This window comes from Pseudoclavibacter sp. JSM 162008 (assembly GCF_041366455.1).
In the GTDB taxonomy this organism is placed as follows: domain Bacteria; phylum Actinomycetota; class Actinomycetes; order Actinomycetales; family Microbacteriaceae; genus Pseudoclavibacter.
Genome location: NZ_JBEWYX010000016.1, coordinates 79,371 through 96,230, shown reverse-complemented (window position 1 = coordinate 96,230; position 16,860 = coordinate 79,371). Strand labels below are relative to the sequence as shown.

Annotated in this window: 15 protein-coding genes, 1 tRNA gene and 1 rRNA gene; 8 read left to right on the top strand and 9 right to left on the bottom strand. The window is 67.2% G+C overall.

The genetic code is table 11. The features are described 5' to 3' along the window. The 5 genes from rrf to ABVF28_RS13515 form a co-directional block, all read left to right on the top strand. A 5S ribosomal RNA gene (rrf, locus tag ABVF28_RS13535) occupies positions 1-80 on the top strand; the annotation flags it as partial. Between the two features lie 139 nt (positions 81-219). Continuing rightward, positions 220-1,137 carry a PRD domain-containing protein gene (locus tag ABVF28_RS13530; protein ID WP_371030871.1) on the top strand — a complete coding sequence of 306 codons (918 nt, stop codon included), beginning with the start codon at positions 220-222 and terminating at the stop codon, positions 1,135-1,137. Positions 1,138-1,342: 205 nt separating this feature from the next. Further along, positions 1,343-3,208 (top strand): beta-glucoside-specific PTS transporter subunit IIABC, encoded by a 1,866-nt coding sequence (locus ABVF28_RS13525; protein ID WP_371030870.1) that lies wholly within the window; start codon positions 1,343-1,345, stop codon positions 3,206-3,208. A gap of 81 nt (positions 3,209-3,289) precedes the next feature. Then, positions 3,290-4,702 (top strand): glycoside hydrolase family 1 protein, encoded by a 1,413-nt coding sequence (locus tag ABVF28_RS13520; protein ID WP_371030869.1) that lies wholly within the window; start codon positions 3,290-3,292, stop codon positions 4,700-4,702. A gap of 311 nt (positions 4,703-5,013) precedes the next feature. Beyond that, positions 5,014-5,295 (top strand): hypothetical protein, encoded by a 282-nt coding sequence (locus tag ABVF28_RS13515; RefSeq protein ID WP_371030868.1) that lies wholly within the window; start codon positions 5,014-5,016, stop codon positions 5,293-5,295. 349 nt (positions 5,296-5,644) lie between these two features. On the opposite strand, the gene ABVF28_RS13510 is transcribed toward ABVF28_RS13515, so the two are convergent. From ABVF28_RS13510 to ABVF28_RS13485, 6 genes are all read right to left on the bottom strand, one after another. Then, on the bottom strand, positions 5,645-6,556 hold the full coding sequence (locus ABVF28_RS13510; RefSeq protein WP_371030867.1) for a PRD domain-containing protein: 912 nt from the start codon (positions 6,554-6,556) through the stop codon (positions 5,645-5,647). Between the two features lie 143 nt (positions 6,557-6,699). Beyond that, positions 6,700-8,133: a 6-phospho-beta-glucosidase gene (locus ABVF28_RS13505; protein ID WP_371030866.1), complete on the bottom strand. Its 1,434-nt coding sequence runs from the start codon at positions 8,131-8,133 to the stop codon at positions 6,700-6,702. 45 nt (positions 8,134-8,178) lie between these two features. Further along, positions 8,179-10,131 carry a beta-glucoside-specific PTS transporter subunit IIABC gene (locus ABVF28_RS13500; RefSeq protein WP_371030865.1) on the bottom strand — a complete coding sequence of 651 codons (1,953 nt, stop codon included), beginning with the start codon at positions 10,129-10,131 and terminating at the stop codon, positions 8,179-8,181. Positions 10,132-10,366: 235 nt separating this feature from the next. After that, positions 10,367-11,152, bottom strand: coding sequence for an EI24 domain-containing protein (locus ABVF28_RS13495; protein ID WP_371030864.1), 786 nt, complete (start codon positions 11,150-11,152; stop codon positions 10,367-10,369). A gap of 92 nt (positions 11,153-11,244) precedes the next feature. Continuing rightward, positions 11,245-11,868, bottom strand: a complete 624-nt coding sequence (locus ABVF28_RS13490) for a superoxide dismutase (RefSeq protein ID WP_104310709.1) — start codon at positions 11,866-11,868, stop codon at positions 11,245-11,247. A gap of 61 nt (positions 11,869-11,929) precedes the next feature. Continuing rightward, a complete protein-coding gene (locus ABVF28_RS13485) occupies positions 11,930-12,469 on the bottom strand; it encodes a flavin reductase family protein (protein WP_371030863.1) in 540 nt (179 codons plus the stop codon). A gap of 115 nt (positions 12,470-12,584) precedes the next feature. On the opposite strand from ABVF28_RS13485, the gene soxR reads away from it, so the two are divergent. Beyond that, positions 12,585-13,058: a redox-sensitive transcriptional activator SoxR gene (gene soxR / locus ABVF28_RS13480; RefSeq protein WP_307852804.1), complete on the top strand. Its 474-nt coding sequence runs from the start codon at positions 12,585-12,587 to the stop codon at positions 13,056-13,058. Between the two features lie 158 nt (positions 13,059-13,216). On the opposite strand, the gene ABVF28_RS13475 is transcribed toward soxR, so the two are convergent. Next, entirely contained in the window at positions 13,217-13,885 is a 669-nt protein-coding gene (locus ABVF28_RS13475; RefSeq protein WP_371030862.1) for an SRPBCC domain-containing protein, read from the bottom strand. 253 nt (positions 13,886-14,138) lie between these two features. Further along, positions 14,139-15,428, bottom strand: a complete 1,290-nt coding sequence (locus ABVF28_RS13470; protein WP_371030861.1) for an MFS transporter — start codon at positions 15,426-15,428, stop codon at positions 14,139-14,141. Positions 15,429-15,593: 165 nt separating this feature from the next. Between ABVF28_RS13470 and ABVF28_RS13465 the strand changes: the two genes are divergently transcribed. Then, positions 15,594-15,666 (top strand) — tRNA-Arg (locus tag ABVF28_RS13465). A gap of 149 nt (positions 15,667-15,815) precedes the next feature. Here the strand turns inward: ABVF28_RS13465 and ABVF28_RS13460 are convergent. After that, positions 15,816-16,067: a hypothetical protein gene (locus ABVF28_RS13460; protein ID WP_179557636.1), complete on the bottom strand. Its 252-nt coding sequence runs from the start codon at positions 16,065-16,067 to the stop codon at positions 15,816-15,818. A 186-nt stretch (positions 16,068-16,253) separates the two neighbouring features. On the opposite strand from ABVF28_RS13460, the gene ABVF28_RS13455 reads away from it, so the two are divergent. Then, on the top strand, positions 16,254-16,832 hold the full coding sequence (locus tag ABVF28_RS13455; RefSeq protein ID WP_371030860.1) for a hypothetical protein: 579 nt from the start codon (positions 16,254-16,256) through the stop codon (positions 16,830-16,832). Positions 16,833-16,860 lie beyond the last annotated feature (28 nt).

The following is a 16,860-nucleotide window of genomic DNA, read 5'->3' as shown; positions in this document are numbered from 1 at the left end:
TTCCGAACCCGGAAGCTAAGACTCTCAGCGCCGATGGTACTGCAGGGGGGACCCTGTGGGAGAGTAGGTCACCGCCGGACTTCTTCATGAGCCGGGGTTGGTTGGTGAGTGAGCAGAGATGCTCCTCGCCAACCAACCCCGGCTTTTTTGTTGCCCGGAAACACGGCTGCAGAACACGCACGACGATTCCTCCGAGCCAGGAGCAATACAATGCCGCACATGGGTGAATCCCGCAGGAGGAACTCCCCTGACGCCAGCAACTCCCCGGGCCCCGGCATCTCGAAGGTCATCAACAACAACGTTGTGATCCAGATCGACGGATCCGGGCACGAGCGCGTGCTGATGGGGCGAGGGCTCGGCTTCCAACTCAAGCCGGGCGACCTCATCGACCCATCCCGCGTCGAGAAGACCTTCGTGCTCGCAACGGGCAGCGAGGGCGACCAAGCGCTGCAGCTGCTGAGCGCCGTGCCCTACGCGGTCGTCGAAGCCGTCATGGGTGCCGTCGACGAAGCCGAGCGCGCCCTCGGCCGTGACCTCGGCAAGCGCCTGCCCCTCGCGATCATCGACCACATCCAATACGTCCTCGAACGCCTCGACAAGGGCATCCGCATCCCCGCGACCTCCATGCCGGAGCTTCGGGTGCTGCACCCCCAAGAATTCGCCGCCTCCAAGCAGATGGCAGCGTCGATCTCCGCGGCACTCGGACGTGAGCTCCCGCCGGAAGAAGCCGTCTTCCTGACCATGCACGTGCTGAACTCCACACGCGACGAACCGGACGGCACCTCCGCGCTCCTCTTCCGGCGCGTGCAGCACGTCGTCGTCACCGTGGAGGCCGGCCTCGGGGTCGACCTCGACGTGGACAGCCACGACTACGCGCGCTTCATCCTCCACATCCAGTTCCTCCTGCAGCGGCTCGTGTCGCGCAGCATGCTCCGCTCCACGGACTCCTCGTTCTTCGACTTCACGAAACGCACCTACCCGCGCTCGTTCGCGATCGCCGAGCAGGTGAAGAGCTACGTGCGGGAAGCGACGGGCGTCGAGCTGACCGACGAGGAGCTGCTCTACGTCACCGTGCACATCGAGCGCCTCGCTCAGCACATTGCCTATGGCACGGACGTCGAGCCGATGCTAGAGTGACTGCCGCAGGGCAATGAAGTCCTGCGGAATCCTTGGATTGTTACCGGTCACGCGGGCAAAACCTGAACTCATATCGCCGAAATGGCGGTGTTCGAGTTCAGGTTTTTTTGTTGCCCAAAATCTCCCTCGAGACGCTTGGCGCGGGCGACAGACCAGGGACTCCAGACTGAGTTGCCGCCGTAGGCGGGAGAAGGAGAGCGGTCCCATGGATCACTCAAGAGTTGCAGCGGATGTGCTCAAGGGCGTCGGCGGCGAAGAGAACGTCAAGTCGGTTGTGCACTGCATGACCCGCCTGCGCTTCGCGATCAGAGATGACGCGAAGATCGACAAGGCGGCGGTCAAGGCCATCCCCGGCGTCATCACGACGGCCGAGGCCGGCGGCCAGTACCAGGTTGTCATCGGCAACGAGGTGCCAGAGGTCTACGCGGAGCTCGGCAAGATCTCGGGCCTCGTCGCGGGCACGCAGACCACCGCAGTTGACCCCGACGAGCCCAAGAAGAACCTCTTCAACCGCTTCATCTCGATGATCGCGGCCCTCTTCACACCCCTGCTGTGGGCCCTGGCTGGCACCGGCCTGCTGAAGGCGTTCCTCTCGGCCGCGGCGACCTTCGGCTGGATCGCGACCGACACGTCGACCTATCTGGTCCTCAACGCGCTGTCCGACGCGTTCATCAACTTCCTGCCGATGGCCCTTGCCATCACGGCGGCGCGCTACTTCAAGGCCTCCGAATGGACCTCCTTCGCGATCGCCGGAGCGCTCGTCTACCCGACGATCACCCCGCTGGTCGGAGCCGAGGGGCTGACGTTCTTCGGCGTCCCGTTCACGATGGTCAGCTACGTCTCCAGCGTCATCCCGATCATCCTCATCGTGTGGCTGCAGAGCTACGCGGAGAAGTTCCTCTACGCCAAGCTGCACTCCTCGGTCCGCCGCTTCCTGACGCCCATGATCGTCGTCCTGATCGCGGTCCCACTCGTCTTCGTGGTCGTCGGCCCGATCTCCGCGCTCCTCAGCGGATGGCTCGGCGAGGGCATCGGCTGGATCTTCGCGAACGTGCCATGGCTCGGCGGCGCGATCATGGGTGGTCTGTGGCAGGTGTTCGTCATCTTCGGCCTCCACTGGGGCTTCGTGCCGCTGTTCACGCTCGAGTTCCAGGCAACCGGTCAGATCCTGCTCATCGGCCCCGTGTTCGCCGCCGTCCTCGCGCAGTCCGCGGCAGTCGCCGGCGTGTGGGTGCGGACCCGCGACAAGAAGCTCAAGTCGCTCGCGGCGCCCGCCACGCTGTCCGGTTTCCTCGCCGGCATCACGGAGCCCGCGATCTACGGCATCAACCTCCCCCTCAAGCGCCCCTTCATCTTCGGCATCATCGGCGGTGCACTCGGCGGTGCGATCATCGCGATCGGCGGCGTCTTCTCCACGGCGTTCGTCGTCCCCTCCGGCCTGGCGCTCCCGGCGCTCTTCGGCAACGGCAACATGCTGTTCCTCGGTCTCGGACTGATCGCCGCGATCGTGGTGTCCTTCCTGCTCACCGTCATCCTCGGCTTCAAGGACCCGGTGGATGAGGATGCCCCGGCAGCGGCAGCAGCCGCGAACAACGACCTCGAGGTCCGCAGCCCCCTCGACGGCACCGCCGTCGCACTGTCCGAGGTCGCGGACCCCGTGTTCGCGGGTGGAGTGCTCGGCAAGGGCGCTGCCGTCCGGCCCAGCTCCGGCGCCGTCTACGCGCCGTTCGACGGTGTCGTCGCCGCCGCCTTCCCGACGGGACACGCCATCGGCCTGCGCCACGCGGACGGAGCCGAGGCGCTCATCCACATCGGCGTCGACACGGTGAAGCTCGGCGGCCAGCACTTCTCCATGAAGGTCGAATCCGGCCAGGCCGTGAAGGCCGGCGAACTGCTCATCGAGTTCGACGTCGACGCCATCAAGGCGGCCGGCTACGACGTGACCACGCCCGTCATCATCACGAACGCCGAACTGTATCCGGAGATCACGAGCCAGGTCACCGGCCCCATCTCGCACGGAGAGGCGCTGTACCTCGCGAAGTCGGTCGAGGCCGTCGCGCTCGCCAAGTAGGCGCAGCCACGCCTCCAGCCCCACATCCACATGCTCACGAACTCACGCACGAACGCATCGCAGAACGAAGGAGACACGCGTATGACGACAACCAACTTCCCAGACGGATTCCTCTGGGGCGGCGCGACCGCAGCCAACCAGCTCGAGGGTGGCTACCTCGACGGGGGCAAGGGCCTCTCCATCCAGGACGTCATGCCGAAGGGCATCATGTCGCCTCCCACCGAGGGGCCGACGGACGACAACCTCAAGCACGTCGGCATCGACTTCTACAACCGCTACGCGGAAGACATCGCGCTCTTCGCGGAGATGGGATTCAAGACGTTCCGCTTCTCGATCGCGTGGAGCCGCATCTTCCCGAAGGGCGATGAGCTCGAGCCGAACGAGGAGGGCCTCGCGTTCTACGACCGCGTGCTCGACGAGCTCGAAAAGCACGGCATCGAGCCGCTCGTCACCATCTCCCACTACGAGACGCCGCTGCACCTCGCGCAGCAGTACGACGGCTGGGTGAGCCGCGAGCTCATCGGCTTCTACGAGCGCTACGCGCGGGTGCTGTTCACGCGCTACGGCTCGCGCGTGAAGTACTGGCTCACGTTCAACGAGATCAACTCGGTGCTGCACGCCCCGCTCCTGAGCGGTGGCATCCTCACCCCGAAGGAGCAGCTCAGCGAGCAGGACCTCTACCAGGCGATCCACCACGAGCTCGTCGCGTCGGCGCTCGCGACTAAGATGGCGCACGAGATCGCCCCGAACGCGCAGGTCGGCTGCATGCTCATCGCCATGCCCGTCTACCCGCTCACGCCGAGCCCGGCCGATGCGCTCGTGGTCATGGACGTGGACCACTCGAACCTGATGTTCGGCGACGTGCACGTGCGCGGTGAGTACCCGGGCTTCGCGCTTCGCCTCTTCAAGGAGAAGGGGATCAACCTCAACATCACGGATGAGGACCGCGAGATCCTGAGGAACACGGTCGACTTCATCTCGTTCAGCTACTACATGAGCATCGCTGAGACGGCGGACCCCGCGGCTGGCGCCGGCGAAGGCAACATCATGGGTGGAGTGCCGAACCCGACGCTCGAGAAGAGCGAATGGGGCTGGGCGATCGACCCGGTCGGCCTGCGCATCGTCATGAACCAGTTCTGGGAGCGGTGGCAGAAGCCGCTGTTCATCGTCGAGAACGGGCTCGGGGCGAAGGACCAGCTCGTCGAGGTCGGCGGGGTCAAGACCGTCGAGGACGACTACCGCATCGCGTACCTCAACGACCACCTCGTGCAGGCCGGCGAGGCCATCGCCGACGGCGTCGAGCTGCTCGGCTACACGACGTGGGGCTGCATTGACCTCGTCTCGGCGAGCACGGCGCAGCTGAGCAAGCGGTACGGGTTCATCTACGTCGACCGCAATGACGACGGCTCGGGCACGCTCGAGCGCTACAAGAAGAAGTCGTTCGACTGGTACGCCGAGGTCATCCGCACGAACGGTGGCAGCCTGCAGGCGTAGCGGCCAGCCCCGGTAGTCCGTTGCTCGGGGGATCGGCGCTCGCAGAGGCGGGCCGCGCACCTCGCGCGGCCCGCCTTTCGTTTCGGTGCACGCGATCGGACACACCCGGACAGGGGATTGCCGAGGGTCACTGACCAACATCAGTGCAATATTCGGGTCTCCAGGCGCCGCGGGGCGCGTTTCGCCCGATATCGCACTGCTGTTGGACAGCCGGGCTCAACACGCTCTTCGACCCGACCGCCGGGGATGGCGTCACGCGAGGCTGCGACGACCGCGTGCTGCCTCAGAGGCAACACCGAGCGGATGCGCTCTTGGCTGCCCTCGAGGCCGAGGCCCCCGGGGTCTTCGAGATCGACGCACCGGAGGGCGGCCTGTTCCTCTGGCCGCGCATCGCGGACGACTCGATAGACGCCGACAGACTCGCGGACGACGCGACGGCCGAAGGTATCAGCTACCAGCGCGGCTCGTTCTTCCCCTCAGGGCCTGGCACGGATTCGGATCGACGCCTCCGGCTCTCCTACGGCGACACGTCCGTCGAGCGACTCCAGGAGGCCGCCGTCCGCCTCGGCCGAGCCGTCGCGAAACAGCGCTGATCGTCGCGCGCCTGCCGTCTCGGGCGCCTGCCGTCTCGGGATGGCAAAGTCACTTCGTTGAGGAGAGTTTCCCCGAAAACAGCGAGGTTCCCATCCCGAGGTGAATTTCTTTCCCGAGACGACTTCTCTCTCGAGGTCACTTCCCAGCACGAGACGCCCCGGAGTGGTTCCGTCCGAGCCAGCTGCCCTCCGCTTCGGGATGGGAAACTCGCTCCGTTCGGGAAAGCTTTCGCCAAGACAGCGACTTTTCCATCCCGAAACCGGGGGCCGGGGTCGGGGTGAGTTCGCGGGCCAGTTCGAGGGCGACTTCGCGGGCGAGAGTGGGGGCCGGGACGCGGAGGGCAGCGTCCTACGCGGACGGCTCGTCCGCAGCCGCAGCTGACTCGGCGGGCACCGCCTGCGGCTCCCGGCCGCTCGTCGAGAGGCGCGCGAGGTGGATCTCGAGGTAGCAGACCTCGGCCTCGCTGAGCTTCCCGCCCTGCGCTTCGATGATGTCCCGCACACGGTCGCTCGTGGCGACGATCTCGGGATACGAGTCGCGGATGGCCGTGAACAGCTGCGGGGGAGCGCTGTCGAGCTGTGTGCGGGTCGTCATGCGCGCGTACAGGTAGCGCAGGTGGGTGACGAAGCGGGCGACGTTCGTGGGGTCGGCGGTCGCATCCGCCCCCAAGGTTTCGGTGACCACGTCGACGACGCTCTGCAGGGTCTTCGTCATGGCGACGGTCTGCGAGGTGTCGGACTTCGCGAACTGCGCGTTGACGAAGTGCATGGCGAAGGCGGTGGCCTCGTCGGCGTCGATGGCGGAGTCGGCACCGAGCTCCTCGTTCGCGAACCGGACGGTCGCCTGCCCGAGCTGCGTCTCGCGTGGGTAGAGCTGCGCAATCTCCCATTTGAGGGGGAAGTCGACGCGCAGGCCTGTCTGGGCTCGGACGACCGCGAAGTGCAGGTGGTCGGCGACGGAGAGCAGGAGCGCCTGGCTCGGCCGCACGTCACCTGCCGTCTCGGCGTGGTCGACGGCCCGGCGCGCCACGCGGAAGACCTCGAGCGGGATCTCGCGGGCGAAGTCGGCGAGCTGCCGCAGCTCGAGCGCGGTGGAGGGGGCGAACGATTCGGTCGCGGAGGCCAGCTCGACGGTGTCGCCGAGGCGCTTCCCGAAGCCGATGCCGCGGCCGAGCAGGATGACGCGGTCACCGGCGGCGTCGACCATGACGGCGTTGTTGTTCAACACCCTCAGCAGGGTTCCCGTCTGCGTCTTCGTCATCGGGTCTCCCCTCCTCACGTTCTCGGGTTCGGCGTGCAGCGTCTGTATTCAGCCGCCGCACGCACAGATGAAGACTACGTCCGCTTGGACGCAGCCCGAGTGGATTCCCGGGGACCCCGACGTGCGGGGCCCCGGGAAGGACACTAGATTCCGGTGCCGTTGGCGCTGATGACGCCCGCGTACCAGTCGAACGACTTCTTCTTCGAGCGCTCCATGGTGCCGTTGCCGGCGTTGTCGCGGTCGACGTAGATCATGCCGTAACGCTTCTTCATCTCGCCGGTCGTGAACGAGACGACGTCGATGATGCCCCACGGCGTGTATCCCATGAGGTCGACGCCGTCTTCGGAGACGGCGAGCTCGACCTGCTCGATGTGCGCCGTCAGGTACTCGATGCGCGCGTCGTCGTCGATCGAGCCGTCCTCGTTCACGACATCGATCGCCCCGAAGCCGTTCTCGACGATGAAGAGGGGCAGCTCGTAGCGCTCGGTGAGCACGTTGAGGGCGTAGCGCAGGCCGACGGGGTCGATCTGCCATCCCCAGTCGCTGGCCTTCACGTACGGGTTCGGCACGGAGTTGGCGAGGCCGCCGTTGAAGATCTTCTCGTCGTTCTGCACGTCGGCCTTTGCGACGGTCGACATGTAGTAGCTGAAGCCGAGGTAGTCGACGGTGCCCGCCGCGAGGATCTCGGCGTCGCCGTCCTGCCAGCCGATGTCGTAGCCTTCGCGCTCGCGCTCCCGCACCGCGTAGGCCGGGTAGTGGCCGCGCACGTGCACGTCGGGGAACAGGAAGCGGTCGCGGCTCGAGATCTGCGCCTCGAGCACGTCGGCCGGGTTGCAGGAGTACGGGTAGATCGGGACGTGCGAGATCATGCCGCCGATCTGCAGGTTCGGGTCGACGTCGTGGCCGGCCTTCACCGCGAGAGCGGATGCGAGGAGCTCGTTGTGCGCGACCTGCAGCACGACCTCGCGCGGGTTGTCCTCCGGCGTGAGGAGCACTCCCGAGTTGGTCCAGAGGAACAGCTCGTTGCGGGTGTCGAGCTGGTTGTTGATCTCGTTGAACGTCATCCAGAATTTGACCTTCGTCGCGTACCGCTCGAAGCACACCTTCGCGAAGCGCTCGAAGAAGCCGACGAGGGCACGGTTGCGGAAGCCGCCGTACTCGCGGGCGAGGTGCAGGGGCACCTCGAAGTGCGAGAGCGTGACGACTGGCTCGATGCCGTGCTTCAGCAGCTCGTCGAAGAGGTCGTCGTAGAACTTCAGGCCGGCCTCGTTCGGCTCGAGCTCGTCGCCCTTCGGGAAGATGCGGGTCCACTGGATGGACGTGCGGAAGCACTTGAGGCCCATCTCGGCCAGCAGTGCGATGTCCTCGCGGTACCGGTGGTAGTGGTCGATGGCCTCGTGGTTCGGGTAGAACTCACCGGCCTCGACGGAGTCGGTGATGCGGCGGGGCACGCCGTGCTCACCCGCGGTGAGGACGTCGACGACGCTCGGTCCCTTGCCGTCCGCATCCCACCCGCCCTCGAGCTGGTGTGCTGCGACGGCGCCGCCCCAGAGGAAGTCGCTTGGGAGTCTGCTCATGGTGATGAGTGCCTTTCTCGTCTGTGATCTCGTCGGGAGTTCTGGTCAGTTGCCGGCGGGCGCGGTGGCGGATGCGGTCGCGACGGCGACGGCGAGCTGGTCGCCTGCTGCGACTGCTCCCGCTCCGGTCGCGACGACCTCGCTGTAGCTGCCGGAGTTGGTGATGAGGACGGGGGTGATGAGGGAGTAGCCCTCGGCCTTGATGGCGACGGCGTCGAACTCGAGGAGGAGCGTGCCCTGCTTGACGTCAGCCCCCTCAGTGACGTGCGCCGTGAAGTGCTGGCCGTTCAGCTGGACGGTGTCGATGCCGACGTGGATGAGCACCTCGACGCCCTCGTCGGAGATGAGGCCGATGGCGTGCTTCGACGGGAAGACGGAGACGACCGTGCCGTCGAAGGGGGCGAAGACCTGGTGGCCTGCGGGGTCGATGGCCGCGCCCGAGCCCATGACGCCTGCCGAGAAGACCTCGTCTGGCACCTCGGCGAGGGTCAGCACCTGGCCCTCGAGCGGGCTGGCCACGACGCCGGTGCTGTTCGAGGCGGTGAGGGCTGCCTCGAAGCGCGCGTTCTGCTCCGGGTCGGTGGGGCGAGCCTGGTCGAGGTCGCTCGTGGGGAGGTTCTCGGCGACGACGTCCTTGAAGCCGATGAAGTACACGAGGGCGGCGGCTCCGAAGAAGGCGACGGCGCATCCGACGACCATGCCGATGATGGAGTTGGGGTTGTCGGGGCTGACCGAGTTGACGATGGTCAGCATGCCCGGCAGGCCGGCGTACGCGTAGTAGCGCGAGCCGAAGAAGGAGATCGTGATCGCTCCGACCGCGCCGGCGATGCAGGCGAGGAGGAACGGGCGCTTGAGTCGGAGCGTGACGCCGTAGATGGCTGGCTCGGTGATGCCGAAGATGCCGGTGACGGCCGCGGAGCCGGAGACGCCGCGCATCTCCTTGTTGCGGGTCTTGAGGAACACGCCGAACGCGGCACCGACCTGGGCGATGACGGCCGCGGTCTGGAACGCCTGGAACGAGTCCTGGCCGAAGCGGTCGAAGTTGTCGAGCACGAACGGCGTGACGCCCCAGTGCACGCCGAAGATGACGGCGACCTGCCAGAAGGCGCCGATGAGGCCTGCTGCGACGGCCGGCGCGATCTCGACGAGCCAGTTGTAGCCGTTGGCGACGCCGGATGCGCCTGCTGCGGAGAGCGGGCCGATGACGAGCAGCACAAGCGGAACCATGACGACGGCCGAGATGAGCGGCACGAGGAGGGCCTGCGCGACGCCGCGAAGGTATCTGTTGAGGAAGCGCTCGAGGTAGGAGAGCACCCAGACGAGGATCAGCGGGGGCAGCACGGATGACGAGTAGGTCGTCGAGTTGAGGGCGATGCCGAGGAAGTCGATGGTCTCGCCACCCTCGATGCGGCCCGCGAGGGCGGCCCAGTCGGGGTTCATGATGGCGGCGGCGCAGAGCACGGCGATGTAGGTGTTGACCTTGAAGTGCTTCGACGCGGTGATGGCGATGAAGATCGGCAGGAACGCGAATGGCGTCCAGGAGATGAACGTGAGCACGAGGTCGGTGCCGGTGCCTTCGAACGCCGGCCAGATCATGCGCGTGATGATGAGCGAGCCCTGCAGGAGGCCTGCAGAGGCGAGGATGTACACGAAGGGTGCGAAGACGGCCGACATGGTCGCGATGACGCGGTTCAGGATGGACGGCTTGTGGGCCGTCGTCTCCGGCACGTTGTTCGAGATGTTGGCGTTCGACATGAGCGCCTCGTGCACCTCGCCGACGTGCGAGCCGATGACAACCTGGAACTGGCCGCCCGCCTCGACGACGGTGATGACGCCGGGCAGCGCGGCCACCTTGTCCTTGGCACCGGCGGGGGTGTCGTTCAGGACGAGTCGGAGCCGGGTCGCGCAGTGCGACGCCGACTGGATGTTCTTCTCGCCGCCGACGAGATCGACGATCTCGCCTGCGAGCCTGGGATAGTTGCGGACTGCTTCAGCCATGGCATTCTCCATTGATGCTTGGGATGGGGACGTTCCCAAGCGGAGAGCCTGACGACATGACGGTGCAAGAACAGATAGCGAGGTCGACGCCCTACGGAGCAGCAATGCTCGCAGTGCGTTGCGTCAGCTCCACTCGGGAGCTGTGACGTGGGTTCTTGCCTCGCTGAGTAACAGGCCCGCAGTCGCCTCGAACTCTAACCGCATCCTCGCCGATTCGGCAAGCGCGGTTCGAGAGCTACACGGGTCCGGCGACCTCCGGCGTGCCCTCGCGGCTGCCGACACCAGTGAGGCCGCGCTCGTCGAGGAGGCGCCGCGCGAGCACCGTGGAGCCTGCGACGGCGGCTGGCATCGTGAAGACCGCGCCGCCTGGAACCATGAAGCAGAGCTGCGTCGCGACGCCGAAGCCGAGCAGCTGTGCCCGGTTGCCGCGGATGACGGACGCGCGCTGATCGCCGAGCAGGCGGCGCGCATCCAGTGCCCTGCCGGTGAGTTCCCGGGAGAGCACGGTGCCGTTGAGGGCGACGCCGACGATCGCTGCGGTGACCGAGCCGACGAGCGGGATCACGCCGATGACGGCGACGACGATGGCGGAGAGGATGCCCATGCCGACGAGCCAGAGGCTGCCTTTCGCGGCGGCCCAGAAGCCGAGGCCCTCCCCGGGGTTCTCGTCGCCGAGGTCGCGTTCGACGCTCAGCCAGATGCGCTCGTAGAACGGGTCGCCGACGGTCAGGGTGATGGCCGTGAAGGTCGTCACCGACAGGAAGACGCCACCGGCGATGATGAGGGTCATGAAGGCGATGCGGAGGGTGTTGCGCCAGACCTCGTCCCACTGCGCGGCCCACGGCGTCGCCCATTCGACGATGTCGTCGACGAAGAAGAACAGCGTCACGAGGGCTGCGCCGACCAGCACGAAGACGATGAACGCCGGGACGAGCCCCAGCAGCATCATGTGCGGCTTCCGCTTCCAGTACCCGAAGCCCTGGAAGAGCGCGCCGACGCCTGCGAAGAACTGCCCGATCATGCCACCGAGACTACTGAGGCGCGGCAGGGAAGCGGATGCGTGCATCCACGTCCCCGCCGCGCCTCAACGCTCGCGGTTCGTGCGAGAAGGAACTACAGCGTGATGAGGCCGTTCGTCTTCGTGGTCGCGGCGTCGTAGCGCTGCTGCACGTTGTTCCAGTCGGCGATGTTCCAGAACGCCTTGATGTAGTCGGCGCGCACGTTGCGGTAGTCGAGGTAGTACGCGTGCTCCCACACGTCGAGCATGAGCAGCGGGACGAGGCCGAACGGCACGTTGCCCTGCTGGTCGAAGAGCTGGAAGATCGCGAGCTGCTCGCCGAGCACGTCGTAGGCGAGCACTGCCCAGCCGGAGCCCTGCACGCCGAGCGCGACGGCCGTGAACTGCGCGACGAACTTGTCGAACGAGCCGAACTGCGCGTCGATCGCGGTGGCGAGCGAGCCGGTCGCCTCACCGCCGCCGTTCGGGGAGAGGTTCGTCCAGAAGATGGAGTGGTTGACGTGGCCGCCGAGGTTGAACGCGAGGTCCTTCTCGAGCTTGTTCACGTTGGCGAGGTTGCCGCTCTCACGGGCTTCGGCGAGCTGCTCGAGGGCCGTGTTCGCGCCCTTGACGTAGGTGGCGTGGTGCTTGGAGTGGTGCAGCTCCATGATCTCGCCGCTGATGCTCGGGGCGAGCGCGGAGTAGTCGTAGGCGAGGTCGGGAAGGGTGTATGCGGTCATGGTGTGACCTTCTTTCTGTCGGTTTTCGTGGAGTGGTTCGTGGTGGCTGTTCGCGCGAGCGCTATTGGTCGAAGGACGACGCGTCGAGGCGACCGAAGCGACGGTTCTGGTACATGAGCGGCGGGGTGCTGCTGCCGTGAAGCACTTCGAGTACCTCGGCGAGCACGATCGTGGAGCCGCCGACCTTGACGGTGCTGGCGATGCGGCACCGAAGCGTCTCCCGCGCCTGGGGGAGGTACGGCTCGCCGGTGGGGAAGTGCTCCCACCCCTGCTCCGGCGTGAAGCGCGGGGCACCGCTTCGGGCGAAGTCGAGGGCGAGCGTCTCCTGGTCGAGGCTGAGGAGGTTCACCGTGATGTCGCCCGCCTCGAGGAGGCCTCCTGCGCTGCCCGTTGCGCGGGTCACCGAGAACGAGAGGGTGGCCGGGTCGACGGCGACGGAGCTGACGCTCGACGCGGTGAGTCCGACCGGGCCGGTGGCGGTCTGCCCGGCGATGATCGCCACGGCGGCGGGATGCTCCCGGAAGGCCGTCTTGAATTCGTCGGCCAGTGCTGCTTGGGCCGATGCCGCTTGAGCTGCTGCCTCGGGGGCGGAATCTGTCATCGAATCGGCTCTCTGCCTTCGCTGAAGGACGGGGATCGGAGTTGCGTGTGCGTTCTGTCTTCGAGGCTAGAACCTCAAGTATGGTTGAAGTCAATTCGAGCGGTGGGATTTCACTGTGAGCGAGACACGCAAGGACACACAGGGGTCGCCCCTGCCCTCCGACGAGCTGCTCACGGTGAGCGAGATGGTGCGCCGAACCGGGGTCGCCGCATCCGCCCTGCGCTTCTACGAAGAGCTCGAGCTCATCGCGGCCGTGCGCACTGCTGGCAACCAGCGCCGGTACGCGCGGCACATGATCCGCCGCGTCTCGCTCATCTCGGTCGCGAAGCGCCTCGGCATCCCGCTCTCGGACGTGCAGGATGCGTTCGCGGACCTGCCGCGTGACGCGACCCCGAGCCAGGAGGACTGGCAGCGGGCCTCCGGGCGGTGGAAGCGCACGCTCGAGGAGCGGCGGCGCGGCATCGAGCGCCTCGAGGAGGAGCTCATGGGGTGCATCGGCTGCGGTTGCCTCTCGATGAAGGCGTGCGGGCTCCTCAACCCCGACGATGCCCTCGCGGGCGACGGATCCGGTCCGCGCAGGCTGGACTGAAGCGGGCTGGCCGACTGAGACCCGCGCTGAGGGGCCGCGAGCCCCTGCGGTCTCGCCGAGGGCGGTGTTGTGGTCGTCAAAACGCGCCGGGAGAGACCCGGAGTCCGCCCTGGGCTGACGATGGGGGCGAGGACTGTGCCTAGTGACGGAGCCTGCTCTCAGCTGTTGAGGCCGTCGAGGTAGGCGTCCGTGGTGCGCTTCTGTGCGGCGCGGGCGTCCGCCTCGTCTGAGCCCGCGGCGATGGATGCATCCGCCCAGGCTTCTGCGCTCAGCACGAGGAACGTGCTCGCGTCGTCCGTCTGCACCCAGGCGGTGGTCTCGAGGGGCACGCTCGCACCCGTCGCGAGGTGGTGGGCGAGGCTCGCGAAGCTGAGGTCCCAGCCGACGCCCGTCGCGCCGACCCCGAACTTCGGCCACGTCTCCTCGTCGGTCGGCGAGTGGTGCTCGAGTGAGAGGGTCGCGTGGGTCTCGTCGACCTTCGTGAAGTGAACCTCGATATGGGAGTGCTCGCCGTCGTACTCCCACGTGGCAGTATACGAGTCGGGGGCGTGGCATCCCGTGATGTGCCCGTGGGCATTGTCCTGAATCTGGTAGGTGCCACCCTGGCGGAGGCTCCCGTCGACGGGGGCGAACCACTGTGCGAGACGGGAGATCTCGGTTGCGGCCGACCACAGCGAGCTGCGCTTCGCCGCGAACGTCTGCGTGAGGGTGATGACGAAGCCGTCGTGGCCGTCGAGCTCCTGCATCCGCACCGAGCGGGCGACGGCGGCGAGCTGGCCGGCGCCGTCGAACGTCGGAGTGCTGGTGGAGGCGGGCGTCGTGGTCATGTGCCCTCCTTCTGTGTGTCGGCGCGGGTTGAGCTGCGGGGGTGAGGGTGATGAGCTGCGGGCGGCGGGGTCTGGGGCGCCTTGCCTTCTGGGGGTGCGGGCGTGCGAGGTGGGCACGCAACCCGTCCCTCAAGGGTCGCACCCCGGCGCATACCTTCGCAGGCTCGGCGCGGGGTTCGCTGTGACGATTACGTGAAGTTGCGGTTGCGGGCGTGCGACGACGCCGCGGGTCGTGCGGGGTGGGTCCGGTGCGTCAGGGAACGCGAATGGCCTGGGTTGCCGCGGTCTCACCCTTCCACGGCACGAGGAAGAGTGCGAGCAGCCCGGCGATGATGGTCAGCGCGCCGACCATCCAGATGACCCCTGGCCAGTCGAAGTGCTGGAAGAAGACGCCGCCGAGGAACCCGAAGATGCTGGAGCCGCCGTAGTAGCCGAGGTTGTAGAGGGCTGTCGCCTGGGCGCGGCCTCTGCTCGGGTAGGCGCCAGCCCAGCCGACGGCGACGGAGTGGGCGCCGAAGAAGGCGGCGGTGAAGATCGCGAGTCCCGTGATGACGAGCCAGAGCTGCGGCGAGAGGGTGAGGGCGAGCCCGCCGAGGGAGATGGCGGTGGATGCGAGCAGCACGAGCTTGCGTCCGTGGCGGCCGGCGAGGCGGGCGATGAAGGGCGACGATAAGGAGCCGGCGAGGTAGGTCACGAAGACGAGCGACACGAGCCAGACGGGCAGGAAGTAGGGGGCTTGGGTGAGGTGGAAGCCGAGGAAGTTGTAGACGGCGACGAACCCGCCCATGAGGAAGAATCCCTGCGCGAAGAGCCCGAGCATCCTGGTGCTGGAGAGGTGGGCGGTGATGGCCTTCCAGGCGCGGCCGATGCTCGCGCCGAGGGTGCCGCCCGCGTTCTTCGCGAGTGGTGCGAAGCCGCGGGGCTTGGGGATGAGCCAGATGAAGAGCACGGCCATGGCGACGGAGATGAGCGACACCGTGAGCAGGCCGAGTCGCCAGTCGAGGAGCTCGGCGACGGGGGTCGGCACGATTCGCCCACCGAGCCCGCCGAGGGTGTTGCCGGCGACGAACGTGCCGGCGGCGCCGGCCGCCGCGGTGGGGTGCAGCTCTTCGTTGAGGTAGGCGATGGCGCAGGCGGGCACGCCGCCGAGTGCGAGGCCTTCGAGGAGGCGAAGCGCGAGGGCCAGCTCGAAGCTGGGCATGAGGATCATGAGCAGGCCGAGGATGGTGGCGCTCGAGATGGAGATCGTGATGGCGCGCACGCGCCCCATCCGGTCTGCGGCGATCGACCACGGCAGTACTGAGATGGCGACGCCCAGGGTGCCCATGGAGACCATGAGGGCGGCGGTCGCGGGGTCGATGGCGAAGGTCGTCGAGATCTCCGGCAGCAGCGCCTGCGGGGCGTAGAGCTGCGCGAACGTCGCGAACCCGGCGCAGAGCATCGCGAGCTGGATGCGCCGGTAGTCGCGTGACCCGCCGAGGTGACCGAGCCAGGGGTTGCCTGTGGACGGGGGCTTCGGAGTGTTGGTGCGGTCGGGTGTCACTCGTTCGAGGGTACTCCGGGGTCTCCCGGTCGGCGTTGTGCGCCTGCATGGGCGCGCGCGCATCGTTCGTCGCCTCGCCCGAACGGCCCGCGACCCGCCGGGTTTGCGGACCGGTCAGGTCGTGTGTAAGCTATCCCCTGGTCAATCGCGCAAGCGAGAGACCGGGCGCCCGTAGCTCAACGGATAGAGCATCTGACTACGGATCAGAAGGTTAGGGGTTCGAATCCCTTCGGGCGCACAGTACAAGAGCTTCACAGTTCAGGTACGCAGCTCTGTGTTGAGACAGATGCAGGAAAGGCTCGCGAAAGCGGGCCTTTTTTGTTGCCTGCTGCGTCTGCCTGATGGGCCCAGTCTGATGTCTCTTGCCTGCTGCCTCGGCCCAGCGAGTTAGCCGCGCCCGGTGGTCCGGAGCGCTTCGGAGTTCGCCGCCGCGTCGCGGCGCGCGGTGCGCACGAGTGCGATGCTGCCGAGGATTAGCACCGCGAGGGCGCTGACGGGCGCGAGCATCAGGCCGAGGTATCCGAGGCCCACGAGGAACTCGGCCGCCGCGGGGTCATCGGGGCGGAGGCCTGCTGCGAGCGCGAGGGCTGCGAGCGCGACTCCGAGGGTGACTGCTGCTGCGATGAGCAAGGGCTTCATGGGGTGATCCTGGCACACCTGTTCATTCCGCAACGCTGCACTTCCAGGGGCGCTGACCCTTCCGCGGTTCCGCTCTCTCCACAGGGTGGATCTCTCCACAGGCTGGACGCCGATCCTGGGTCTCTCAGAGTGCGCCTCGTATGGTTGGAGTCGGTATTCGAGATCACTCCGGGGGAGTTCGTGACTGTGCGTAGATCATCACCTGCTGTCGGCGCTGTCGGCGCGCTTGCTGTTGCGCTGCTGCTGAGCGGATGCACGCTCGCGGAACGCATCGGCGCCGAAGGCTCCGGTTCGCCCAGCGCGCCCTCGACGGCCGCGTCCTCAACGGGCGCATCCTCGTCGGCGGTAGCGGCGCCCGCGACGCCAGCCCCCACGACGTTCCCCGTCGCCGACGCCCTCGAGGGCGACGCACTCGTGTGCCAGGATGCGAACGCGGCCACGGATGCGATGTTCTCCCTCTCGGCCGATGGCGCGAGCTACGACGGCGATGCGGACAAGCAGGCGCAGTTCACGGCGGCCGTCGACCAGCTGCTCGCTGCACGTGACGCGGAGAAGGCCGACCCGGAGGTCAAGAAGGCGATCAGCGATCTCGTTTTCACGTTCACGGGGCGAGCCTCAGACCGCGACGACTGGCTCATCTGGGATGCTGCGCGGACGCACGCCGCCGACCCAGACTCCGGCACGGTGGATGACGCGCTCGACGATGCGGATGACGCGTGCGACGACGTCGGCTACGACTGGGTCGACTGGGAGCCCCGCATCTAGCTATCGAATCGGGACTTCACGGCCCGCA